The 20,634-nt window shown below is 66.1% G+C and carries 23 protein-coding genes and 1 tRNA gene; 15 read left to right on the forward strand and 9 right to left on the reverse strand.

Annotation, left to right across the window (positions count from 1 at the left end; all coding sequences use genetic code 11):
* The first annotated feature begins 12 nt into the window (after window positions 1-12).
* The 3 genes from IEX25_RS02480 to IEX25_RS02490 all read left to right on the forward strand — a co-directional run bounded on the left by IEX25_RS02480 (window position 13) and on the right by IEX25_RS02490 (window position 2,490).
* Window positions 13-468: a RidA family protein gene (locus IEX25_RS02480; RefSeq protein WP_188713879.1), complete on the forward strand. Its 456-nt coding sequence runs from the start codon at window positions 13-15 to the stop codon at window positions 466-468.
* Window positions 468-1,220, forward strand: coding sequence for a glycerophosphodiester phosphodiesterase family protein (locus IEX25_RS02485; protein WP_188713880.1), 753 nt, complete (start codon window positions 468-470; stop codon window positions 1,218-1,220). Before IEX25_RS02480 ends, IEX25_RS02485 begins: the two co-directional genes overlap by 1 nt.
* A 142-nt stretch (window positions 1,221-1,362) precedes the next feature.
* Window positions 1,363-2,490 carry a GNAT family N-acetyltransferase gene (locus IEX25_RS02490; protein ID WP_188713881.1) on the forward strand — a complete coding sequence of 376 codons (1,128 nt, stop codon included), beginning with the start codon at window positions 1,363-1,365 and terminating at the stop codon, window positions 2,488-2,490.
* 28 nt (window positions 2,491-2,518) lie between these two features.
* Here the strand turns inward: IEX25_RS02490 and IEX25_RS02495 are convergent, their stop codons facing one another.
* Window positions 2,519-3,004: a peroxiredoxin gene (locus IEX25_RS02495; protein ID WP_103172213.1), complete on the reverse strand. Its 486-nt coding sequence runs from the start codon at window positions 3,002-3,004 to the stop codon at window positions 2,519-2,521.
* A gap of 89 nt (window positions 3,005-3,093) precedes the next feature.
* On the opposite strand from IEX25_RS02495, the gene IEX25_RS02500 reads away from it, so the two are divergent.
* From IEX25_RS02500 to copM, 3 genes are all read left to right on the forward strand, one after another.
* Window positions 3,094-4,296, forward strand: a complete 1,203-nt coding sequence (locus IEX25_RS02500) for an NAD(P)/FAD-dependent oxidoreductase (RefSeq protein WP_188713882.1) — start codon at window positions 3,094-3,096, stop codon at window positions 4,294-4,296.
* A gap of 70 nt (window positions 4,297-4,366) precedes the next feature.
* Window positions 4,367-4,933 carry a 16S rRNA (guanine(966)-N(2))-methyltransferase RsmD gene (gene rsmD / locus IEX25_RS02505; RefSeq protein WP_188713883.1) on the forward strand — a complete coding sequence of 189 codons (567 nt, stop codon included), beginning with the start codon at window positions 4,367-4,369 and terminating at the stop codon, window positions 4,931-4,933.
* An 88-nt stretch (window positions 4,934-5,021) separates the two neighbouring features.
* On the forward strand, window positions 5,022-5,384 hold the full coding sequence (gene copM, locus IEX25_RS02510) for a CopM family metallochaperone (RefSeq protein WP_188713884.1): 363 nt from the start codon (window positions 5,022-5,024) through the stop codon (window positions 5,382-5,384).
* Between the two features lie 100 nt (window positions 5,385-5,484).
* Here the strand turns inward: copM and IEX25_RS02515 are convergent, their stop codons facing one another.
* Window positions 5,485-6,657: a pyridoxal-phosphate-dependent aminotransferase family protein gene (locus tag IEX25_RS02515; protein WP_188713885.1), complete on the reverse strand. Its 1,173-nt coding sequence runs from the start codon at window positions 6,655-6,657 to the stop codon at window positions 5,485-5,487.
* 213 nt (window positions 6,658-6,870) lie between these two features.
* On the opposite strand from IEX25_RS02515, the gene IEX25_RS02520 reads away from it, so the two are divergent.
* Window positions 6,871-8,538 carry an ABC transporter ATP-binding protein gene (locus IEX25_RS02520; protein ID WP_188714000.1) on the forward strand — a complete coding sequence of 556 codons (1,668 nt, stop codon included), beginning with the start codon at window positions 6,871-6,873 and terminating at the stop codon, window positions 8,536-8,538.
* Window positions 8,535-9,254, forward strand: a complete 720-nt coding sequence (gene ygfZ, locus IEX25_RS02525; RefSeq protein ID WP_188713886.1) for a CAF17-like 4Fe-4S cluster assembly/insertion protein YgfZ — start codon at window positions 8,535-8,537, stop codon at window positions 9,252-9,254. The genes IEX25_RS02520 and ygfZ overlap by 4 nt, the downstream gene beginning before the upstream one ends.
* On the opposite strand, the gene IEX25_RS02530 is transcribed toward ygfZ, so the two are convergent.
* Window positions 9,251-9,808, reverse strand: coding sequence for an MOSC domain-containing protein (locus tag IEX25_RS02530; protein WP_188713887.1), 558 nt, complete (start codon window positions 9,806-9,808; stop codon window positions 9,251-9,253). The two genes, ygfZ and IEX25_RS02530, sit on opposite strands and share 4 nt — an antisense overlap.
* A gap of 59 nt (window positions 9,809-9,867) precedes the next feature.
* On the reverse strand, window positions 9,868-10,431 hold the full coding sequence (efp, locus tag IEX25_RS02535; RefSeq protein WP_188713888.1) for an elongation factor P: 564 nt from the start codon (window positions 10,429-10,431) through the stop codon (window positions 9,868-9,870).
* Window positions 10,432-10,781: 350 nt separating this feature from the next.
* Here efp and IEX25_RS02540 point away from each other — a divergent pair, with 350 nt between their 5' ends.
* Window positions 10,782-11,108, forward strand: coding sequence for a DUF6280 family protein (locus IEX25_RS02540; RefSeq protein WP_042251710.1), 327 nt, complete (start codon window positions 10,782-10,784; stop codon window positions 11,106-11,108).
* 112 nt (window positions 11,109-11,220) lie between these two features.
* Here IEX25_RS02540 and IEX25_RS02545 read toward each other — a convergent pair whose 3' ends face one another.
* Together IEX25_RS02545 and IEX25_RS02550 are read right to left on the reverse strand one after the other, a co-directional pair.
* Complete coding sequence (locus IEX25_RS02545) at window positions 11,221-12,174, reverse strand: 1-phosphofructokinase family hexose kinase (RefSeq protein ID WP_188713889.1); 954 nt, start codon at window positions 12,172-12,174, stop codon at window positions 11,221-11,223.
* Window positions 12,171-12,578 carry a metallopeptidase family protein gene (locus IEX25_RS02550; protein ID WP_188713890.1) on the reverse strand — a complete coding sequence of 136 codons (408 nt, stop codon included), beginning with the start codon at window positions 12,576-12,578 and terminating at the stop codon, window positions 12,171-12,173. The genes IEX25_RS02545 and IEX25_RS02550 overlap by 4 nt, the downstream gene beginning before the upstream one ends.
* Before the next feature lie 78 nt (window positions 12,579-12,656).
* Between IEX25_RS02550 and gltX the strand changes: the two genes are divergently transcribed.
* Window positions 12,657-13,982, forward strand: coding sequence for a glutamate--tRNA ligase (gene gltX, locus IEX25_RS02555; RefSeq protein WP_188713891.1), 1,326 nt, complete (start codon window positions 12,657-12,659; stop codon window positions 13,980-13,982).
* Window positions 13,983-14,094: 112 nt separating this feature from the next.
* Window positions 14,095-14,171, forward strand: a tRNA-Met gene (locus IEX25_RS02560).
* Between the two features lie 54 nt (window positions 14,172-14,225).
* Here the strand turns inward: IEX25_RS02560 and IEX25_RS02565 are convergent.
* On the reverse strand, window positions 14,226-14,426 hold the full coding sequence (locus IEX25_RS02565; protein WP_188713892.1) for a hypothetical protein: 201 nt from the start codon (window positions 14,424-14,426) through the stop codon (window positions 14,226-14,228).
* Between the two features lie 406 nt (window positions 14,427-14,832).
* On the opposite strand from IEX25_RS02565, the gene IEX25_RS02570 reads away from it, so the two are divergent.
* Complete coding sequence (locus tag IEX25_RS02570) at window positions 14,833-15,420, forward strand: outer membrane protein (RefSeq protein WP_188713893.1); 588 nt, start codon at window positions 14,833-14,835, stop codon at window positions 15,418-15,420.
* 56 nt (window positions 15,421-15,476) lie between these two features.
* Here IEX25_RS02570 and iscR read toward each other — a convergent pair whose 3' ends face one another.
* A complete protein-coding gene (gene iscR, locus IEX25_RS02575; RefSeq protein ID WP_103172225.1) occupies window positions 15,477-15,935 on the reverse strand; it encodes a Fe-S cluster assembly transcriptional regulator IscR in 459 nt (152 codons plus the stop codon).
* A 164-nt stretch (window positions 15,936-16,099) separates the two neighbouring features.
* Here iscR and IEX25_RS02580 point away from each other — a divergent pair, with 164 nt between their 5' ends.
* Entirely contained in the window at window positions 16,100-16,762 is a 663-nt protein-coding gene (locus IEX25_RS02580; protein WP_103172226.1) for an alpha/beta hydrolase, read from the forward strand.
* Window positions 16,763-16,769: 7 nt separating this feature from the next.
* Complete coding sequence (locus IEX25_RS02585; protein ID WP_188713894.1) at window positions 16,770-17,897, forward strand: HD domain-containing protein; 1,128 nt, start codon at window positions 16,770-16,772, stop codon at window positions 17,895-17,897.
* Between the two features lie 3 nt (window positions 17,898-17,900).
* Here the strand turns inward: IEX25_RS02585 and IEX25_RS02590 are convergent, their stop codons facing one another.
* Window positions 17,901-19,046, reverse strand: coding sequence for a Hint domain-containing protein (locus IEX25_RS02590; RefSeq protein ID WP_188713895.1), 1,146 nt, complete (start codon window positions 19,044-19,046; stop codon window positions 17,901-17,903).
* Between the two features lie 234 nt (window positions 19,047-19,280).
* On the opposite strand from IEX25_RS02590, the gene IEX25_RS02595 reads away from it, so the two are divergent.
* A complete protein-coding gene (locus IEX25_RS02595) occupies window positions 19,281-20,492 on the forward strand; it encodes an NADP-dependent isocitrate dehydrogenase (RefSeq protein WP_103172229.1) in 1,212 nt (403 codons plus the stop codon).
* Window positions 20,493-20,634: the final 142 nt, after the last annotated feature.

Genomic DNA, 20,634 nt, shown 5'->3' on the forward strand with positions numbered 1-20,634 from the left:
GAGGAAGACATCATGAGCATCGAAGCGACCCTGGCGGAAAAAGGCATCACCCTTCCGGCGGCCCCTGCGCCTGCAGCGAATTATGTGCCCTTTGTCCAGACCGGCAACCTGGTCTTCGTGTCGGGCCAGATCAGCCAGGATGAAGGCGGCCTGATCAAGGGCCGGCTGGGCGACGGCATGTCGGTCGAGGACGGCGCCGCCGCCGCGCGTCGCTGCGGGCTGTCGCTGATCGCGCAGCTCAAGGCCGCTGTGGGCGATCTGGACCGCGTTCGCCACGTGGTGAAGCTGACGGGTTTCGTGAACTCGACCCCCGATTTCACGGACCAGCCCAAGGTCATCAACGGCTGTTCTGACCTGATGGTCGAGGTTTTCGGCGAGGCCGGCCGCCATGCCCGCGCCGCAGTCTCGGCCCCCGCGCTGCCGCTGGGCGTCGCGGTCGAAATCGAAGCCATCTTCGAGGTCGCGTGATGGGCCTGCATCCTGCCTTCCTGACCACGCCCATCGCGCATCGTGGCCTGCACGGGCCGGGTGTCCCGGAAAACAGCCTGGCGGCGGCACAGGCGGCCATCGACGCAGGCTATGCGATCGAACTGGACATCCAGCCTGCCAGGGACGGCACGGCCATGGTGTTTCACGATTACGACCTTGCGCGCCTGACCGGCACCCAGGGCCTGATCGCCGAGTTCGATGCGGATGCCTTGGCGGCCCGTCGCCTGCTGGGCAGCGACCACCCGGTCCCGACCCTGCGGCAGTTCCTGGATCTGGTTGCGGGCCGCGTGCCCCTGCTGATCGAGATCAAGGATCAGGACATGTCGCTTGGTCCCGATATCGGCCAGTTGCACCGGGCGGTGGCGGACGACCTGCAAGGCTATGGCGGGCCGGTCGCGGTGATGTCCTTCAACCCCCATGTGGTCGCGGGCTTCCATGCCCTGGCCCCGGAGATCCCCGTGGGCCTGACCACCTGCGGATACGATGAAGCCGACTGGCCCGGCATCCCCGAGGATCGCCGCAGCCACCTGGCCGGGATCAACGATTTCGACCAGACGGGTTCCTGCTTCGTGTCCCACGACAAGCGCGACCTGGGCAATGCGCGGCTGGACGCGCTGAAGGCCATGGGCGTGCCGATCCTGTGCTGGACCATCCGCAGCCCCGAGGAGGAAGCCGTTGCCCGCCGGGTGGCCGACAACATCACCTTTGAAGGATATCGTGCCGCAGGCTGAGACCGGGCAGGGGGGACTTCGCGTCCCCCGTTCGCCTTCGGCTCACTCCCCCTGCGGGGTATTTGGACAAAGGAGAAAAGCCTGCGTGATTATCGAGGCGGGGCCGCTGACAAACTGGCCCTGACCACCTAGCTTGGCTGGAATGAGCACGCTGACCCTTTCCACCCATCCCGGCATCGCTTCCATCCCCGCCCAGACCTGGGACGGGCTTGGCGACGGCAATCCCTTCACCAGCCACCGCTTCCTGCTGGCCTTGGAGGAGTCCGGGTCGGTTGGCCGGGGGACCGGCTGGCAGCCCTTGCATGTCACGCTGGAAGCGGAGGGCCAGGTGGTCGGCGCCGCGCCGATCTATGCCAAATCCCACAGCCAGGGCGAATACATCTTCGATCATGCCTGGGCCGAGGCGTATCAGCGCGCGGGCGGGCGCTATTATCCGAAATTGCAGGCAGCGGTGCCTTTCACCCCGGTCACGGGCGCGCGGCTGCTGACCCGTGATCCGGCCATGCGTCAGTCGTTGCTGGCCGGGATGACGCAGGTGGCCGAACGGGGCGAGGCGTCCGGCGTCCACGTCACCTTCTGCACGGAAGCCGAAGCGCAGGCTGGGGCCGGGATCGGTTTCCTGCCCCGCGTCACCCAGCAGTTCCACTGGCTGAACCGGGGCTATGGCAGCTTCGACGATTTCCTGGGGGCGCTGTCATCGCGCAAGCGCAAGGACCTGCGCAAGGAACGCGCGCGCGCGCAGGGCTTTGGCGGCACGATCCGCCACCTGACCGGCGACGACCTGAAGCCGCATCACTGGGACGCCTTCTGGGCCTTCTACCAGGACACTGGCAGCCGCAAGTGGGGGCGGCCTTACCTGACCCGGGCCTTCTTCGACTGCCTGCAGCAGACCATGCGCGACGACATCCTGCTGGTTCTTGCCGAGCGCGACGGCCAACCCATCGCCGGGGCGCTGAACTTCCTGGGGCCGGATGCGATCTATGGCCGCTATTGGGGCTGCGTCGAGGATCACCCCTTCCTGCATTTCGAACTGTGCTATCACCAGGCCATTGACCACGCCATCGCGCAGGGCCTGTCCCGCGTCGAGGCAGGCGCCCAAGGCGAACACAAGCTGGCGCGGGGGTATGAGCCCGTTGCCACGCATTCCCTGCACTGGGTGGCGGACGAAAGTTTTCAGCAGGCCCTGGCCGATTACCTGGGTCGCGAACGCGAGGCGATGGGCGAGGAGATCGAGGCGCTTGCGGACTTCACCCCCTTCCGCAAGGGCTAGGGACCGGCTTCCACCGGTCCCCTTTGGATCAGACCTTTTCCAGAAGCGCTTCGCCCGCGCTGACGCCGCACTGGCCGGGGCTGTCCTCGACGTCCAGAGCCTCGAAGGTGCCGTCCTTCAGAAGCGCGGCATAGCGTTTGGTGCGCCCGTAAAGGCCCGCAGGCGGCGCGTCGAAGTTCAGGCCAAGCGCGCGGGTCAGGCTACCGTCGGCATCGGCCAGAACCTCGATCCCCGCGTCCTGCGCGCCGGTGGACTTGGCCCAGGCATCCGCCACGAAGGGGTCGTTGACGGTCACGCAGACGATGCGGCTGACGCCCTTGTCGCGGAAGGCGTCGGCATTGCGCACGAAGCTGGGCATGTGGGCGTTTGTGCAGGTGCCGGTGAAGGCGCCAGGCACGCCGAACAGCGCGACGCGGCCCTGGGCCAAGTCGGCAGTATCGACGGCCTCGGGGCCATTGGCGCCGACGCGCAGCAGCGTGCCTTGGGGCAGCTTGTCTCCGACGGTAATGGTCATGCGGTTTCTCCTGAATTGCAACGGATTCGCCGCGACTATAGGGTGCGGGCCGATGACAGGCCAGCGGGCCGCAACGGGCAGGAATGGCCATGAAGATCGTGATCGTGGGTGCAGGGCAGGCAGCGGCGTCGATGGCCGCCCGGCTGCGCGCCAAGGGCCATGACGGCGAAATCACCCTGATCGGGTCCGAACCCGTGGCCCCCTATCAACGCCCGCCGCTGTCCAAGGCCTATCTGCTGGGCCAGATGGGGCTGGATCGCCTGGCGCTGCGGTCGCCCGAATGGTGGGTGGACCAGGACATCACTCTTCGGCTGGGCGAATCCGCAATCGCCATCGACCCAATCCGGCGGGTCGTCGCAACCGACAAGGGTGAGGTGGGTTACGATGCGCTTGCCCTGACGCTGGGCGCGTCGGCGCGTCGCCTGCCTGCCGCGATGGGGGGCGAACTGCCCGGCGTCCATGTCATCCGCAACCTGGCCGACGTGGACGCCATGGCCCGGCAGATGCAGGGGGGTCGCCGCCTGATCGTGATCGGCGGCGGCTATATCGGACTGGAAGCCGCGGCCGTCGCCCGCAAGCTGGACCTGTCCGTCACGGTGATCGAGGCTGCGCCGCGCATCCTGGGCCGGGTCGCGGCGGCCGAAACCGCCGACATGATCCGCGCATTGCATCTTTCCCATGGGGTAGAGGTTCTGGAAGGCACAGGCATCTCTCGCATCACCGGCATCGACCACGCCACCGGCGTTACGCTGAACGACGGGCGGGAACTGCCGGCCGACCTGATCGTCACCGGCATCGGCGTGCTGCCGGAGACGGCCTTGGCCCAGACCGCCGGGCTGACACTGGACAACGGGATCGCCACCGACGTGATGGGCCGGACCTCGGACGCCGCCATCTGGGCGGCAGGCGACTGCGCCAGCTTCCCCTGGCAGGGCGGACGCCTGCGGCTGGAAAGCGTCGGCAATGCCATCGACATGGCCGAAGCCGTGGCCGACAACATCCTGGGGGCGGACACACCCTATCATCCGAAACCGTGGTTCTGGTCGGACCAGTTCGATGCCAAGCTGCAGATCGCAGGGCTTGGCACCGGCCATGACCGGATCGTCAAGCGCCCAGGCGACGGCCAGCATGGCGGGTCCGTCTGGTATTACCGCGACAATCGCCTGATCGCCGTCGATGCGTTGAACGACGCCCGCGCCTACATGATCGGCAAGCGCCTGATCGAGGCGGGTCGCAGCCCCGATCCCGACGCCATCGCAACAACAACCGACCTCAAGGCGCTGCTCGCATGATGCTTCTTCGTTGTCCAAATACCCTGGGGGGCACGGGGGGCAAAGCCCCCCGCCACCGCGGGACGCAGGCATGAGGATCGTCGGCGGCACCCTGCGCGGGCTGAAGCTGGCGGAGGTCGGGACGGGCGATGCCGCAGCCCATCTTCGCCCCACCTCCGATCGGGTCCGGGAAGCGATCTTCAACCTGCTGGTCAACGGCACGCATGGAAACCCGATCCCCGGCGCACGGGTGCTGGACCTGTTCGCCGGCACCGGCGCCCTGGGGCTCGAGGCGCTGTCGCGGGGCGCGGCCCATGCCGTCCTTGTCGATGACGGCGCCAAGGCGCAGGCCCTGATCCGCAGCAATATCGCCAAGGCACGGCTGGGCGATGCCACCACGTTGTTGCGGCAGGACGCGGCGCGTCTGGGCGCCAATCGCGATTTGCCCTTCGATCTGATCTTTCTGGACCCCCCTTATGCGAAGGGCCTGGGGGAACGGGCCGTCGCCTCGGCCCTGGCAGGCGGCTGGATCGCCCCCGGTGCCGTCGTGGTATGGGAGGAAAGCCGCCCGCCCCTGGTTCCCGTTCCCCTGGCCGTCATCGACCAGCGGCGCTATGGCGACACGCTGGTCACCCTGGCCCGTGCACCCGAGGCATAGGGTCGCACTGTCGCGGAAGTGATGCCCGCTCGCTTCCCCTGGTGCCTGGTTTGCGCCAGCCTGCAGGACAACCGCAAAGGAGGTTTCGATGAGCGCATCCATCCGCCGGGGCTTCGGCCTTTCCCCGATCCTGTTCGCCCTTGCCTTCGGCGCCTATGCGCAGGACGACCATGCCGGTCATGGCGCAGAGGGCGATGCCGCCCAAGCCTATCAGTCGGTCATGGAAAAGATGCACGCCGACATGCCCATGGAATCCACGGGCGATGCGGATGTCGATTTCGTGCGCGGCATGATCCCGCATCACCAGGCGGCCATCGACATGGCCCGTGTCGCGCTGGAACATGGCGACGATCCCGAAATCCGCAAGCTGGCCGAGGAGGTCATCGCGGCGCAAGAGGCCGAGATCCAGGTGATGCGCGACTGGCTGAAGCAGCACGGGCACGAAGAATAAGGACCGTCATCAGCGGTGGTGAAGGTTGCTGCCTTCTCCACCGTAATTCATTGCGGACCACCGTCCCCTACAGACCGGCTTCGCCTTTCCTTTGGTAAGCTTACGCCGGTTCCGCCAGCACCCGCGCCGCGGCGTCCAGTCCGCCCGGCCCGTGCGGGATGCCAAGCGCCGTCATCCCCGCCTGCATGGCGCCAAGCGCCGCCAGGATCATCCCGGCATTGGCGTGCCCCATATGCGCCACCCGCAGCGCGTTTTCCGGCTGCTCGGCCCCCAGGCCCACGCCCAGCGTCACGCCGCAATGCGCCATCGTCCAGGCCCGCAATGCGTCCGCCCCCGGCACGACCATCGCCGTGACGGATGATGCGCGCGCGGCCGGATCGTCCACCGACAGGCGGATGCCCGTGCCACCCTGGCCCCATTCGTCGGCGGCGGCCCAGACGGCGCGGGCCAGGGCCGCGTGGCGTGCCCAGACGGCGAACAGCCCTTCCTCGTCCAGGATCATCCGCAACGCCTCCTCCAGGCCGAAGATCTGCTGGACGGGGGGCGTGCCGCCCCAGAACCGCCACAAGGCCTCGGCATTCGCGCGGGCGTGCCAGTCCCAGTAAGGCGTCGTCAGCCGTGTCCGGCCCCGCGCCGCCGCCTTGTCGGAATACCAGACAAAGCAGGTGCCGGGCGGGCACATCATGCCCTTCTGGCTGGCCGCGATCAGCACATCGACGCCCCAGTCGTCCATCATCATCGGCGCGCAGCCCAGCGACGCGATGGCGTCCACCACCAGCAGGGCCGGGTGATCGCCCATGGCATCGCGCAGGGCCGGGATGTCGGCCATGATCCCGGTTGCGGTGTCGATCTGGCAGACCATCACCGCCTTGATCGCGCCCGCCGCGTCCTGGGCCAGCCGGGCCGCCAGCATGTCGGGATCAGGGGGCAGGCTGCCGAAATCCAGCCGCTCGACGGCGACGCCCATCTGCTCCATCTGCTGCGCCCAGGACCGGCCGAAATGGCCCGAGGTCAGCGCCAGGGCCTGGTCCCCCGGATTGAACAGGTTGGCGCCCGCAGCCTCCCAGGCGGCATGGCCGTTGCCGATATAGGGGGCCAGATGCGCCTGGGTGCCCGCCAGGCGCTTCAGTTGCGCCATGACCGACAGGTTCAGTTCGGCCAGTTCCTCGCCATAGATGTCGGGCGAGGCGCGGTGACCCGCGCGCAGCACGCGATCCGGCACGGGCGAGGGACCGGGAATGGCGATCACGGGGCGACCAGCGGCAAGACTCATGGCGGTTACATGTCCTTCACATCCTGCAAGATCGCTAGTGCCCGCGCGGGCCAAGGTCAACGGTCCGCTGCCTTGCCGTTGCGGCCCGCGTCGGGCTAAGGCTGGGCGGACAAGCGAAAGGCCCGGCCACCCGTGACAGACAGCCACCATCCCGCCGCCCTGACCCTGCTGCGCCGGTTCTGGACCGACTATCTGCGCGTCCATCGCCGCAGCATGGCGGGCGCCTTCCTGCTGATGACGGCCGAAGGATCCACGCTGGCCCTGATTTCCTGGATGCTGAAGCCGCTGTTCGACCGCGTCTTCGTGGGCAAGGAAACGGGCGCGATCTGGTGGGTGGGCGGCGCGATCATGGGGATCTTCCTGCTGCGCGCAGTTGCCCTGGTGGCAAGCCGGTCGCTGTTGTCGCGGATTTCGCTGGGCATCTCGACCACCATGCAGCGCGATCTGCTGGCCCATGTCATGACGCTGGACGGGCGGTTCTTCCAGCAGAATTCCCCCGGCGCCATGATCGAGCGGATCCAGGGCGACACCATCGCCGTGCAGGGCGTCTGGGCCACGCTGATCACCAGTGCCACGCGGGACGCGATATCGCTGGTCATGCTGTTCGCGGTGGCGGTCACCATCGACCCGCAATGGACGCTGGCCGCGCTGATCGGCGCGCCGATCCTGATCGCGCCCGCCGCGTTGGTGCAACGATACATCCGCCGCAAGGTGCGCCAGAACCGCACCGACGCTAGCGCCCGCGCCACCCGCCTGGACGAGGTGATGCACGGCATCGTGTCGATCAAGCTGAACCGGGCCGAGGCGCACCAGACCGAACGCTTTGCCCGGATCACCGACCGCATCCAGACGTCCCAGGTCAAGGTCGCCGCGATGGGCAGCCTTGTCCCCGCGCTGACCGACATCGTGACCGGGATCGGCTTCGTGGCCGTTCTGGCGCTTGGCGGGCGCGAGGTGATGGAGGGGACGCGCAGCATCGGCGACTTCATGTCCTTCTTCACCGCCCTGGCGCTGGCCTTTCAGCCGATGCGTCGCCTTGGCGGGCTGGCGGGCGCGTGGCAGACCGCCGCCGCCAGCCTTGAACGGGTATATCAGGTCATCGACACCAAGCCGCGCATCCTGTCGGGCGGGCGCGTCCAGCCACCATCCGACACCACGATCCGGCTGGACGACGTCTGGCTGACCTATGACGACAAGCCCGTCCTGCAGGGCCTGGGCTTCGTGGCCGAGGCGGGCCAGACCACCGCGCTTGTGGGACCGTCGGGTGCGGGCAAGTCCACGGTCTTCAACCTGCTGACCCGGATGGTCGATCCCGACCGCGGCAGCGTGACCCTGGGCGGCGTCCCCATCCGGGATTTCGACCTGGCGGTGCTGCGCGATCAGTTTTCGACGGTATCCCAGGAATCGGCGCTGTTCGACGAATCCCTGCGCGACAACATCCTGATGGGCCGACCCGAAGCGGATGACGCGGCGCTGCTGCGCGCGATGCAGGCGGCCCATGTCAGCGACTTCGTTTCCGCCCTCCCCAAGGGTCTCGACAGTCCGGCGGGGCCGCGCGGAACGGCGCTGTCGGGCGGACAGCGCCAGCGCATCGGCATCGCCCGCGCCATCCTGCGGGATTCGCCCGTCCTGCTGCTGGACGAGGCGACAAGCGCCCTGGACACCGCCAGCGAAAGGCTGGTCCAGGCCGCGCTGGAAACGCTGTCGCAGGGGCGCACGACGCTGGTCATCGCGCACCGCCTGTCCACCATCCGCAACGCCGACAAGATCGTGGTGATCGAACAGGGCAGGGTTGTCGAACAGGGCAGCCATGCACAGTTGATGGCCCAAGGGGGCGCCTATGCGCGCCTTGTCGCCCTGCAATTCGGAGAGAACCCATGACCCGCCAGATCATCCGCATTACCGGCGAGGACCGCGTGGATTTCCTGCAAGGCCTGGTCAGCAACGACGTGCGTCGCGCCCCCTGCTGGGCCGCGCTGCTGACGCCGCAGGGCAAGTATCTGGCCGATTTCCTGATCGTTCCCGATGGCGACGCGCTGCTGATCGACGTGGATGCGCGGCTGGCCGATGATCTGGTCCGGCGGCTGGGAATGTACAAGCTGCGGTCCAAGGTCGCGATCGAGGTCACGGACATCACGGTCGGCCGCGGCACCGGGCCCGCGCCGGACGGGGCGATCGCCGACCCGCGCCATCCCACGCTTGGCTGGCGGCTTTATGGCGGGGCGGGTGACGACGGGACCGATTTCGACGCCATCCGGGTCGAACACATCATCCCGGAAACCCTGGTCGAGTTGATCCCGAACGAGACCTTCATCCTCGAAGCCGGGTTCGAGCGCCTGCACGGCGTCGATTTCCGCAAGGGCTGCTATGTGGGCCAAGAGGTGACGGCCCGCATGAAGCACAAGACCGAGTTGCGCAAGGGCTTGGCGCGCCTGCGGATCGAGGGCGAGGCCCCCGTCGGCACGCCGATCACGGCGGACGGGAAAGAGGTCGGGACCCTGTTCACCCAGTCGGGCGGCCATGCCCTGGCGCATGTCCGTTTCGACCGCCTTGGGCCGGACATGCAGGCGGGCGCGGCGCGTCTGGCGGCGATCTAGGCCAGCTTGCGGATCGGGTCGCCCAGGGCGACCTTTCCGTCCTGCTCGATGGAACAAAGGATGCCGCGCAGGCGCAGTTCGGGATGGCCGGGGGCGGTGATCCAGTCCTTCGCGGCCTGGCCATAGCGGACCTTCCATTTCACGCAGCCGTCGTTGAAGACATCCGACACCCGCAGCACGGCCGTGCCGACCTGCAGCAGCGTGCCGACTGGCAGGTTCGCTTCGCTGGTGTCCAGGTCGCAGATGATCGTGTCGCCGGGATGAAGGGTATTCTCGCGGTCCAGCCAGACGGCATCCATCACCCGGCGCGGCAGGATCGAGACCTGGATCCGCGGGTCGGGCGATCCGTCGGGCAGCTTCAGCCAGGGCGCGGTCATCCAGCGTTCGCCCGGGATGCCCTCGGCCCGCGTAAGGGTCAGTTGGTCGGGAAAGGCCCGCTGATTGAAGCCGGGGCGAAAGCACAGGCAGTCGGCCCGGGCATCATCCTTGGGCGCGGCCAGCACATGGGGCAACGCGCGGGCCAGATCGCCAAGGGTGGCGTGAATGGGCGTCATGGCGGGCCGGTCCTTGATGGAAAACGCCCCGGTTCGGGCCGGGGCGCATCGGGCGGAAATCAGGCCCGTTCGCTGTATTCGAAGGCCTCGGTGTTGACGATGATCTTCTCGCCCTCGCCCACGAAGGGGGGGATCATGATGCGCACGCCGTTGTCCAGGATGGCGGGCTTGTAGCTGTTGGCCGCAGTCTGGCCCTTCACGACCGGCTCGGTTTCCGACACGGTGCAGGTCACCTTCTGCGGGATCGACACCGACAAGGCTTCCTCGCCATAGTATTCGATGGTGGCGGTCATGCCGTCCTGCAGGAAGGGACGGCGGTCGCCCAGCAGGTCCGCGTCCAGTTCGGTCTGCTCGAAGGTCTCGCTGTCCATGAAGACCAGCTTGCCGTCGGATTCATACAGGAACTGCTGGTCCTTCTGTTCCAGGCGGACCTGTTCGACCTTGTCTTCGCTGCGGAATCGTTCGTTCAGCTTGCGGCCGTCGCGTAGGTTTTTCAGTTCGACTTGGGCGAAGGCGCCGCCCTTGCCGGGCTTGACATGGTTGACCTTCACGGCGGCCCACAGGCCCCCGTCATGCTCCAGCACGTTGCCGGGGCGGATTTCGTTGCCGTTGATCTTGGGCATGGAAAACTCTTTGCGATTCGGGAAATTCCCGCCGTCCATGTTGAACGGCGCTGTGCCGCCCCTATATCGGGACCTTGTGTCCGAGGCAACCAAATCGGTTTTGCCGGGTTGTCAAGGCACGAACCGGGCCGAACCCGGTTTAACCATGGGCCGTAATTACAGATTTCACCTGTTTTTTACACGACATGCAGTATCTGCATGGGAGGTATGCGGCCAGAGGAATATCGAATCGGCGGGCAACTGGGCTAAGCAGCAGCACCGTCAGAGAAACGGAAACAATAACGATGGGTTGGCATGATGCCGCCCACACGGCTGCTTTGCCCTTGCAGCCCAGAAGATGGACGAATGGTATGCGCGATTTTGTTGACGGATCGGCTTTCAACTTTGAGCAGGGCCAGCGGGCCCGCAAGCTTTTTGCCGCGGTGGTTCTGGCTGCGCTGGATGATGCCATCGCCGACGACAAGAAATATGGTAACGGCCCCGAACAGATTGCCCGCTGGGCGCGGTCGCGCGACGGCCGGGAGGTTCTGTCCTGCGCGGGCATCGACCCCAACGAGCGTGTCGTGAAGGGCTTGATGGAATTCGTGTCCAAGGGCGTGCGCACCTCCGTTGCGTTGTCGCGCGAGGAAAGCGAACGCCGCATGGCCGCCGAGGCCGAGGAAGCCGAGGCCGCTTGACCGGCCCCACATCGGATGGAAAAGCCGCCCACCCGGGCGGCTTTACTGTTTTCAGGGATCCGCATGTTTCCGCACCCTGATCTTGGCGAAGACTGCCAGCGAAGCGGGCCCGTCAAAGCCGCGTGATGATCCGTTCGCCATAAAAGCGCTCCACATCCTCGGCCCGGCACAGGTCCGTGGCGGGCGTCATCACGGCGGCGGATGCGGCGGCGGCGCCAAGGGCCAGGGCCTCCTGGACCGGCCAGTCGCGCGCCATGGCCAGAACGAAGCCTGCCACGAAGCTGTCGCCCGCCCCGACCGCGCTGACGACCTTGACGGGGGCCGATGCGGCGTGCCAGGCGCCATCCGCCCCGGCGATGACCGACCCGTCGGCGCCGCGCGCCACGATCACCGAACGCGCCGCGCCGTCCCTGACCAGCCCGGCCGCGAAATCCGCGCTGTCGGCGCGCAGGGGCAGGGGACGGCCTGCCAGCTCCTCGGCCTCGTGGCTGTCCATGCGCAGCACATCGACGGGGGTCGATGATCCCGCCAGCACCCGCAATGCCTCGCCCGAGGTATCGACCAGCAGCCTTGCCCCGCTGTTCTTCAGCCGGACGGTCAGCATCTGTTCGAAGCCGGCTGGGACGCCCGGCGGGTTCGATCCCGACACGACCACCCAGCCCCCCGCCTGCGCGTTTTCGGCGATGGCCTGGGTCATGTCGGCCACATGGGCCTTGTGCCATTCCGGCCCCGGCAGGACAAAGCGGAACTGCTTGCCGGTCACGCGGTCGGTCACGGCCAGCGACTGCCTCGTTTCGCCCGGGGCGGTCAGGCGCACCAGGGACAGCCCGTCGGCCTTCAGCATCTCGGCGATGCGCGTCCCCGTGGCCCCGCCAAGCGCCACCATCGCGGTCGATTGCCCGCCCATATGCCCGATCGCACGGCTGACATTGATGCCGCCGCCGCCCGGATCGGCCACCGGCTTGTCGCAGCGCAGCTTCAGTTCCGGGCGCACCTCGTCCGCCGCCGTGGACAGATCCAGCGCCGGGTTCAGCGTGACCGTCAGGATCGGCGCCTGCGGGGTCATTCCCACCACCGGTCGATGCTGGCGATGTCGTCGTCGGACCAGCCGAAGTGATGGGCCATCTCGTGCGTGACGACATGGCCCACCAGTTCGGCCAATGTCACATTGCCGCGCGATGCCCATTCGTCCAGCAGCGGCCGGCGATACAGCCAGATGATGTCAGGCTGCGCAGGCTGGTCGGACACCGACTTCTCCGTCAGCGGGATGCCGTCATAGATGCCGGTCAGTTCGAACGGATCGTCGATCTGCAGTTCGTCCAGAACCTCCTCGGGCGCGAACTCGGCCACGTGGATCGTGATCCCTTCGGCATGGGTGGCGAATTGGGGGGGAAGGGCGGCCAGTGCATCGCGCGCCATCGCCTCGATCCGAGCCGCATCGGGTGCGGTCAGGGTGGTCCAGTCGGTCATCCGCTTCTCCTGCATGGTGGCCCTGATATGGACAAGAATCGCCGTCTGTGAAAGAGCAAGGCGAACAGGAGACGTGCCATGACCACCACCCGCTTCGCCCCGTCGCCCACGGGCCACATCCATGTCGGCAACCTGCGGACCGCGCTGTTCAATTACCTGATCGCGCGAAAGGCCGGGGGAACCTTCATCCTGCGGCTGGACGATACCGACCAGGAACGGTCCAAGGAAGAATATGCCGACGGCATCAAGCGCGACCTGGAATGGCTGGGCCTGCACTGGGACCGCGTGGAACGCCAGTCGGCTCGGCTGGATCGCTATGCCGAGGCGGCGGACCAGTTGCGCGAGGCAGGGCGCCTGTACGAGGTGTTCGAGACGCCCACCGAACTGGACCTGAAGCGCAAGAAGCAGCTGAACATGGGCCGTCCGCCGGTCTATGACCGTGCCGGGCTGAACCTGTCGGACGCCGACAAGGATCGCCTGCGGGCCGAAGGGCGCGAAGGGTACTGGCGCTTCAGGCTGGACCAGGAACGGATCGAATGGACCGACGGCATCCTGAGCGACATCTCCATCGACGCGGCATCGGTCAGCGACCCGGTGCTGATCCGCGCGGACGGGCAGGTGCTTTACACCTTTGCCAGCAGCGTCGATGACACCGACATGGCCGTCACCCATATCGTGCGCGGCGCGGACCATGTGACGAACACCGCGACCCAGATCCAGATCATCCGCGCCCTTGGCGGCACGCCCCCGGCCTTTGCCCATCACAGCCTGCTGACCGGGGCGCAGGGCGAGGAGCTGTCCAAGCGCATCGGCGCCCTGTCGATCCGCGACCTGCGCGAGGCGGGCGTCGCCCCCGAGGCGCTGCTGTCGATGATGGCGCGGCTGGGGTCCAGCCAACCGGTCGAGTTGAAGATGACGCTGGACGACCTGGCCGAAGGGTTCGACCTGTCGCAATTCGGCGCCTCGCCCACGAAATTCGACGCCGAGGATCTGTGGCCGCTGACGCGCGAACGCAACCAGGCGCTGCCTTTCGATGCGGTCCGTGACCGCATTGCAGCACTTGGCGTGCCCGCCGATCTGGCCGAGCGTTTCTGGGCCGTGGCCTCGCAGAACATCACGAAACTGGACGATCTGGCCGACTGGTGGACGATCTTCAGCCAGGGGGCCGATCCGCAGATCGACCCCGAGGACGCCGATTTCATCGCCCAGGCCATGCCGCTGCTGCCCCCGCCACCCTATACGGACGCGACCTGGGGCGAATGGACGGCCGCCGTGAAAGACGCCACCGGGCGCAAGGGCAAGGGCCTGTTCATGCCGCTGCGCAAGGCCGTCACCGGCCAGGCCCATGGTCCCGACATGGCCCAAGTCATGCCGCTGCTGCAGGTGGTCAAGGCGCGCGGGTGATCGGGCGTTTCACCGAAAAGACAACCGCCGCCCGGCTTGGGCGGCGTTTTCATTTTCGTGACGAATACCGCTTGACGCCCCCCGCGCCACCCCGTAAATCGCCCCCACCCGTGGCGGAGTAGCTCAGCTGGTTAGAGCAGAGGAATCATAATCCTTGTGTCGGGGGTTCAAATCCCTCCTCCGCTACCACGTTTCCCCTTCAATCTTGTCGTGGACCTGCGGCAAGCCGATCACGATCGGCGATCACGTCTGGGTCGGTCGGGAAGTGACGATCCTCAAAGGATCGGTGGTCGTCAGCCATTCGATTATCGGCGCAAGTTCGATGGTTCGGGGGGTGATCCCTCCCAACTGCATCGCGGTGGGATCGCCCGCCAAGGTCATCAGAACCGGCGTCACCTGGGACAGGCGCAGGCTGCCGGTCTGAACCTGGCTGCCGTCATTCATCCGCCAGGCTGGATGCGGGGCAGGGCCATTGCACCCCGTTCTGACCAAAGAACCTGTCCGCTTGTCTGCCATCGCGCTTGCAAGGCCGGTTGCGGTTCATTGACACGAAGGCCTGGCTTGGGCTGCGGGGTTGGCCGTCGTGCGGCCGGTGCTGTCCTTCTGATGCCAAGCAACCATCTCGCCCCATGAAGTCCGGCATCCCTGTGTGTGCCTTCGATTTTCTTGCAAGAAGCAGGAGGCCAATGGGCCAGGGCTGTTTCCTTATTCTTATCAGTCACTTTTCCGCTAGGGTCGCATTTCTGCAACAGTTCTTGCAGTCACTGCAATGTTGGGCTGGAAAGCCCCGCGCTTCACCATATCTAGGGGCCTCGAGACCAAGAAGCTCGAAACGAATAAGGAGACTGCCATGAAACTCGTTGCCCTTTCGGTTGCCGCATCGCTGGCCACCTCGGCTGCATTCGCCGGCGGCTATGTCGCCCCGGTCGTGGACACCGCCCCTGTCGTGGCGCCCGTCGTTCCGGTCGAGGCTGGCACGGACTGGTCCGGCTTCTATGCCGGTCTGCAGTATGGCCAGGGTAATGCAGAACTGTCGGATACCGATCTCGACAGCGACTATGACGCCTACGGCCTGCACGCCGGCTACCTGTTCGACTTCGGCCAGGTGATCGCCGGTGCCGAACTCGACTACAACAAGGTTGACCTGGACGAGAACGACGGTGACGCCGACCTGTGGCGTCTGCGTGGTCGCGCAGGCTATGACATGGGCCGCTTCCAGCCCTATGCGACCTTGGGCGTTGCCCGCGTATCCACCAACGACGCCGCCGGCGACATCTCGGAAACCGGGATCACCTATGGCCTGGGCGCTGAATACCTGGTCACCGAGAACTTCTCGGTCGGCGCGGAATACAGCCGCAGCGACTTCTCGGACGTCATCGCCGATGGCATCGACCTGGACACCGACCTGGTGCAGGTCCGCGCGTCCTATCGCTTCTGAGACGGCCGACCCTTGTGTCACGACGCGGTCCCGAAAGGGGCCGCGTTTTCGTTTGCTCAGTCGTCCACCACGCTGAGAATGCGGGGCAGGGCAGGGCAGGGCAGCAACTGGTTCCTGGCCACATCGGCCAGGGAATGATTGTGCAGGAAGACATAGACATGCGCCGACAGGCTTTCCCACAGCCGGTTCGACAGCGTCTGCGCCCGCGATCCGGAAACGCCCCCCGACGCCCCCGCGCCGACATGCATGGCGCTGACGGTCTCGTCCACGGCTTCCAGGATCTCGGCGATGCGGATCGTCTCGGGCGGGCGGGCCAGGCGATAGCCGCCGCCCGGACCTCGGACGGATGCCACCAGCCCTGCGCGGCGCAGGCGCACGAACAACTGTTCGAGATAGGGCAGCGAGATGTCCTGCCGGGCCGAAATCTCGGCCAGCGAGGTCAGGTCATCCCCGCGGGCGGTGGCCAGATCGACAAGCGCGATGATCGCATAGCGACCCTTGGTGGACAGTTTCATCTGCTGGCCCTTCTGTTGCGACCGGGTCGGATTGACGACGCGCGCACTGCCGCGCTATGCCGCCGAGGCGCGTTTCTTGCGCAATCCAGACCGACATCCCAGATAGCGGTCTAAAAGCGCCACGCAGATGCGTCAAGAAACCACCGTCATATCGAAGGAAGACGATGCCAGAGCTGATTTTCCCCGGTCCCGAAGGGCGGCTTGAGGGCCGCTATCACCCCCAGCCGGGCAAGCCCGACGCCCCCCTTGCCATCGTCCTGCATCCGCACCCGCAATATGGCGGGACGATGAACAACCGCGTCGTCTATAACCTGCACTATGCTTTCCACAAGCTGGGCTTCACCGTGATGCGGTTCAACTTCCGCGGCGTGGGGCGCAGCCAGGGCGAATTCGACCAGGGCATCGGCGAACTGTCGGACGCGGCATCCGCGCTGGATTACCTGCAGGCGATGAACCCCAACAGCAAGCATTGCTGGGTCGCGGGCTTCAGCTTCGGCGCCTGGATCGGGATGCAGCTTCTGATGCGCCGCCCGGAAATCACCGGCTTCATCAGCGTGGCGCCGCCCGCGAACATGTACGATTTCAGCTTCCTGGCGCCTTGCCCGTCGTCGGGGCTGATCGTGAACGGCACCGCCGACCGCGTCGCGCCGCCCAAGGACACGCATACGTTGGTCAGCAAGCTGCGCGAACAGAAGGGCATCACCATCACGCATGAAGAAATCGAGGGCGCCGACCACTTCTTCCGCGACGACGAACAGCACATGAAGCCGATGATCGACCTGGTGCAGTCCTATGTCCGCCGCCGCCTGACCGAAACCAGCCGCTAGGGTCTCCGTGTCGGACCGCATCGCCCGACAGTTCGCCTTCCTGGCCGAGGCTGACCGGCTGAAATCCGTCGATCGGGCGAATGTGCTGCTGGACCTGTCCCGGCCGGAAAACAGCGCCGAACACAGTTGGCACGTCGCCTTGCAGGCGATGGTGTTCGGCGCCTCCGACCGCGCCATCCGCATGCTGCTGCTGCATGACCTGGTGGAAATCGACACGGGCGACCAGCCGATCCACCTGGATCACGACGCCCCTGCGCTGGCCCTGGCCGAGGTGCGGGCGGCACGGCGCATCTTCGGCCTGTCCCCGGATTGCAATGCCCTGATGGACCTGTGGCAGGAGTTCGAGGCCGGCACCTCGGCCGATGCAGTTATGGCCAAGCGCATGGATCACAGCCAGCCGCTATTCCAGGTGCTGCTGGCCCCGCAGCCTTTGCCCGACCATCTGGGGATCGTCCGCGCAAACCTGGACGGCGGACGCGCGGCGCGGCTGGCCGCCGAATGGCCCGAGGCGATGGCTTGGGCCAGGGCGGCCCTGTCTGGTTCACCCGGTGCCGATGATGACCTGTCCCGCCGCCTGCGTTTCCTGGCCGAGGCCGATGGGCTGAAATCGGTCCTGCGGGCCAACCTTCTGATCGACGGGTCGCGCCGTGAAAACAGCGCCGAACACAGCTGGCATCTGGCGCTTTACGCCTTGGTCTTCGCCGATCTGGCCGGACCCGGTGTCGATGTGGGGCGGGTCATCCGCATGTTGCTGCTGCACGATCTGGTCGAGATCGACGTGGGCGACGTGCCGCTGCATTCCGCAGGGGGGCAGGCGCATGGCTCGGCCCAGATCCAGGCCGCCGAGGCGGCAGCGGCCCTGCGCATCTTCGGCCTGCTGCCGGACGCGCAAGCCCGTGATTTCCTGGCGCTGTGGCAGGAGTTCGAGGCCGCGGCCAGCCCCGATGCCATCTTCGCCAAGGCTCTGGACCGATGCCAGCCCGTGATCCAGAACCTGCGGTCGGGTGGGATCGGCTGGATCGACTATGGCGTCACCTTCCGCGACATCGAGACCCGGGTGGGCAGCAAGATCAGCCTGGGCGCGCCGGACCTGTGGCAATGGCTGCGCGGCGAGGTCGAGGCATTCTTCGCCTGACGCTCAGCTTGCCAAGGGCTTCTGGTTCGCCGCATGGCGCGAGGCAAGCTGCATGGCCTTCTTGCCCGCCACGAAGGGCCGGGCGCCCGGGAATGGCTCGGTCGCGTGGCGAAGCTGCGGGAACAGGGTGAAAATCTCGGCCGCGGCATCGCCCAGTGCCAGAAGGGCTTGCGGTCCGGGATAAAGCGATTCGGTTTCCGCGCCGTTCGATACCAGGATTTCATGGGCGTCGAACATCAGATGGACATAGGTGACGCCAGGCGCGTCCGTCACGATGTCGATCCCTTCGATCCCGGTCAGGTGCTTGGCCGCGATCAGCAGTTCCTGTGCCCCGAACATCCGCGCCGCAATGGCTGAACGCACCAGGATGCGATGCTGCTGGGACACCAGCAGATCCTGCGCAGGCACGTTGCGGCCAAGCGCGCCGGCGACGATGCGAATCGGGCAAAGCGCAGGGTTTTCGACCATTTCTGCCGCCTCGACATGGCGGCGGCCCGTCCAGCGAACCGGCTGGGGGCCATTGTCGCGGGTCGTCACCAGGTCGCCCGGCCTGATCTCATCGACCCGGCGGTCACCGAGGGGAGTGGCGATCAGTGTCCCGCTGGTGAAACAATTGATCGGCAGATCGAAGATCGTCGGCTTGAACGAGATTGTCGCCACATAGGTGTTCTTGTCCAGGGGCGTGGCCGACAGGATCTTGACCCCGCGCAGGGCGTCGATGCCGTCCCATTGGCGCAGGGCGTCCTTTGACGGACGGAAGAACATGTCGCCGTTCTTCATCTGGATCAGCACGCCGTCCTGCTGGGCCAGGCTGCCGTCCGGGAAGGTCAGCTGATAGCGCACGGACAGAAAGCCCGTGATCGTCGAACTGACGGGTCGGCCGGTCAGCGGCGCATCATAGGTCATGCGGGAATCCGACACGTCCCGCCCCCAGCCGTCCTGGTTGTAGGCGGTCGAGAATGCCTGGGTGGGCTTGCCATCGACGACGATCGAATGGGTGTTGCCCTGGATCGTGACGGGCTTGATTTGCGCGGTGCCGACGGCGCCATATCCCGTCATTCCGTTCGCTTCGGCACTGGTCGAAGGCGTGCCGCCGGTCGCATTCACCTGCGCGTGATTGCCGAGCCACATCCATGTGACTGTCGCCATGAAAACACCTGATACTCGTAACTACTACGGGTGTCGGATATCACCCTATGGTTGAAAAATCATCTATCTTCTTCGGGGCATTTTACGAAAATCCTGCGGCAAAGACGCGCGCTCATGACGCTGCAACAGTGTTCCGGCAAGGGCCTCTGGTTTGCATACCGCTGCATACATTCTTTCCTTTATCCCTCACCCCGGCTATAGCCGCAGTCGAATCCAACGCCGAAGGGAATGCCCATGTCGAAGATCAAGGTAGCCAACCCCGTCGTCGAGCTTGACGGCGACGAGATGACCCGGATCATCTGGGACTTCATCAAGCAGAAGCTGATCCTGCCCTATCTGGACGTGGATCTGAAATACTTCGACCTGGGCATCGAGGAACGCGACCGGACCGAGGACCAGATCACCATCGACGCCGCCAATGCCATCAAGCAATACGGCGTGGGCGTGAAATGCGCGACCATCACCCCCGACGAACAGCGGGTCGAGGAATTCGGCCTGAAGAAGATGTGGAAATCGCCCAACGGCACGATCCGCAACATCCTGGGCGGCGTCATTTTCCGCGAACCCATTATCTGCCAGAACGTCCCGCGCCTGGTGCCGCACTGGACCAAGCCCGTGATCGTCGGCCGCCATGCCTTCGGCGACCAGTACAAGGCCACCGACTTCCGCTTCCCCGGCAAGGGCAAGCTGACGATCCGCTTCGTCGGCGAGGATGGCGAGACCATCGAGCACGAGGTCTTCCAGGCCCCATCGTCGGGCGTGGCGATGGCCATGTACAACCTGGACGATTCTATCCGCGACTTTGCCCGCGCCTCGATGAACTATGGCCTGCAGCGCGGCTATCCGGTCTATCTGTCCACCAAGAACACGATCCTGAAAGCCTATGACGGTCGCTTCAAGGATCTGTTCCAGGAAGTGTTCGACACGGAATTCGCCGACCAGTTCAAGAAGGCCGGCATCACCTATGAGCACCGCCTGATCGACGACATGGTGGCCTCGAGCCTGAAATGGTCAGGCGGCTATGTCTGGGCCTGCAAGAACTATGACGGCGACGTGCAGTCCGACACCGTGGCCCAGGGCTTCGGCTCGCTGGGGCTGATGACCAGCGTGCTGATGACGCCCGACGGCAAGACGGTCGAGGCCGAGGCGGCGCACGGCACCGTGACGCGCCATTACCGCGAACACCAGAAGGGCAACCAGACCTCGACCAACTCGATCGCGTCGATCTTCGCCTGGACGGGCGGGCTCAAGCACCGTGCCAAGCTGGACGACAACGCGGCGCTGCTGAACTTTGCCGAGACGCTGGAGCGCGTGACCGTGCAGGCGGTCGAGGACGGCCACATGACCAAGGACCTGGCGCTGCTGGTCGGGCCGGACCAGAAATGGCTGACCACGATGGGCTATCTGGAAAAGGTGGACGAATACCTGAACAAGGCGCTGAACTGAGGCGTCGCGACAGAAAAGGGGCCGGGCATTCGCCCGGCCCTTCTTGCCTCCGGCGGGGATATTTGGGCACAGAAGATAGGGCCTCATCTTCTGTGCCCAAATATCCTGGGGGAGCCGCGCGGCACGCGCGGCGGGGGCAAGG

Source organism: Paracoccus acridae (genome assembly GCF_014642735.1).
Lineage (GTDB): Bacteria > Pseudomonadota > Alphaproteobacteria > Rhodobacterales > Rhodobacteraceae > Paracoccus > Paracoccus acridae.

Coding starts and splice junctions, on each gene's coding strand:
- IEX25_RS02595 (WP_103172229.1), top strand. CDS start 19,281: ATGTCGAAGATCAAGGTAGCCAACCCCGTCGTCGAGCTTGACGGCGAC.
- iscR (WP_103172225.1), bottom strand. CDS start 15,935: ATGAAACTGTCCACCAAGGGTCGCTATGCGATCATCGCGCTTGTCGAT.
- IEX25_RS02480 (WP_188713879.1), top strand. CDS start 13: ATGAGCATCGAAGCGACCCTGGCGGAAAAAGGCATCACCCTTCCGGCG.
- IEX25_RS02545 (WP_188713889.1), bottom strand. CDS start 12,174: ATGACCCCGCAGGCGCCGATCCTGACGGTCACGCTGAACCCGGCGCTG.
- efp (WP_188713888.1), bottom strand. CDS start 10,431: ATGCCCAAGATCAACGGCAACGAAATCCGCCCCGGCAACGTGCTGGAG.
- IEX25_RS02530 (WP_188713887.1), bottom strand. CDS start 9,808: ATGACGCCCATTCACGCCACCCTTGGCGATCTGGCCCGCGCGTTGCCC.
- copM (WP_188713884.1), top strand. CDS start 5,022: ATGAGCGCATCCATCCGCCGGGGCTTCGGCCTTTCCCCGATCCTGTTC.
- IEX25_RS02520 (WP_188714000.1), top strand. CDS start 6,871: ATGGCGGGCGCCTTCCTGCTGATGACGGCCGAAGGATCCACGCTGGCC.
- IEX25_RS02570 (WP_188713893.1), top strand. CDS start 14,833: ATGAAACTCGTTGCCCTTTCGGTTGCCGCATCGCTGGCCACCTCGGCT.
- IEX25_RS02580 (WP_103172226.1), top strand. CDS start 16,100: ATGCCAGAGCTGATTTTCCCCGGTCCCGAAGGGCGGCTTGAGGGCCGC.
- IEX25_RS02495 (WP_103172213.1), bottom strand. CDS start 3,004: ATGACCATTACCGTCGGAGACAAGCTGCCCCAAGGCACGCTGCTGCGC.
- IEX25_RS02540 (WP_042251710.1), top strand. CDS start 10,782: ATGCGCGATTTTGTTGACGGATCGGCTTTCAACTTTGAGCAGGGCCAG.
- IEX25_RS02515 (WP_188713885.1), bottom strand. CDS start 6,657: ATGAGTCTTGCCGCTGGTCGCCCCGTGATCGCCATTCCCGGTCCCTCG.
- IEX25_RS02500 (WP_188713882.1), top strand. CDS start 3,094: ATGAAGATCGTGATCGTGGGTGCAGGGCAGGCAGCGGCGTCGATGGCC.
- rsmD (WP_188713883.1), top strand. CDS start 4,367: ATGAGGATCGTCGGCGGCACCCTGCGCGGGCTGAAGCTGGCGGAGGTC.
- IEX25_RS02485 (WP_188713880.1), top strand. CDS start 468: ATGGGCCTGCATCCTGCCTTCCTGACCACGCCCATCGCGCATCGTGGC.
- gltX (WP_188713891.1), top strand. CDS start 12,657: ATGACCACCACCCGCTTCGCCCCGTCGCCCACGGGCCACATCCATGTC.
- IEX25_RS02590 (WP_188713895.1), bottom strand. CDS start 19,046: ATGGCGACAGTCACATGGATGTGGCTCGGCAATCACGCGCAGGTGAAT.
- IEX25_RS02565 (WP_188713892.1), bottom strand. CDS start 14,426: ATGAATGACGGCAGCCAGGTTCAGACCGGCAGCCTGCGCCTGTCCCAG.
- ygfZ (WP_188713886.1), top strand. CDS start 8,535: ATGACCCGCCAGATCATCCGCATTACCGGCGAGGACCGCGTGGATTTC.
- IEX25_RS02490 (WP_188713881.1), top strand. CDS start 1,363: ATGAGCACGCTGACCCTTTCCACCCATCCCGGCATCGCTTCCATCCCC.
- IEX25_RS02550 (WP_188713890.1), bottom strand. CDS start 12,578: ATGACCGACTGGACCACCCTGACCGCACCCGATGCGGCTCGGATCGAG.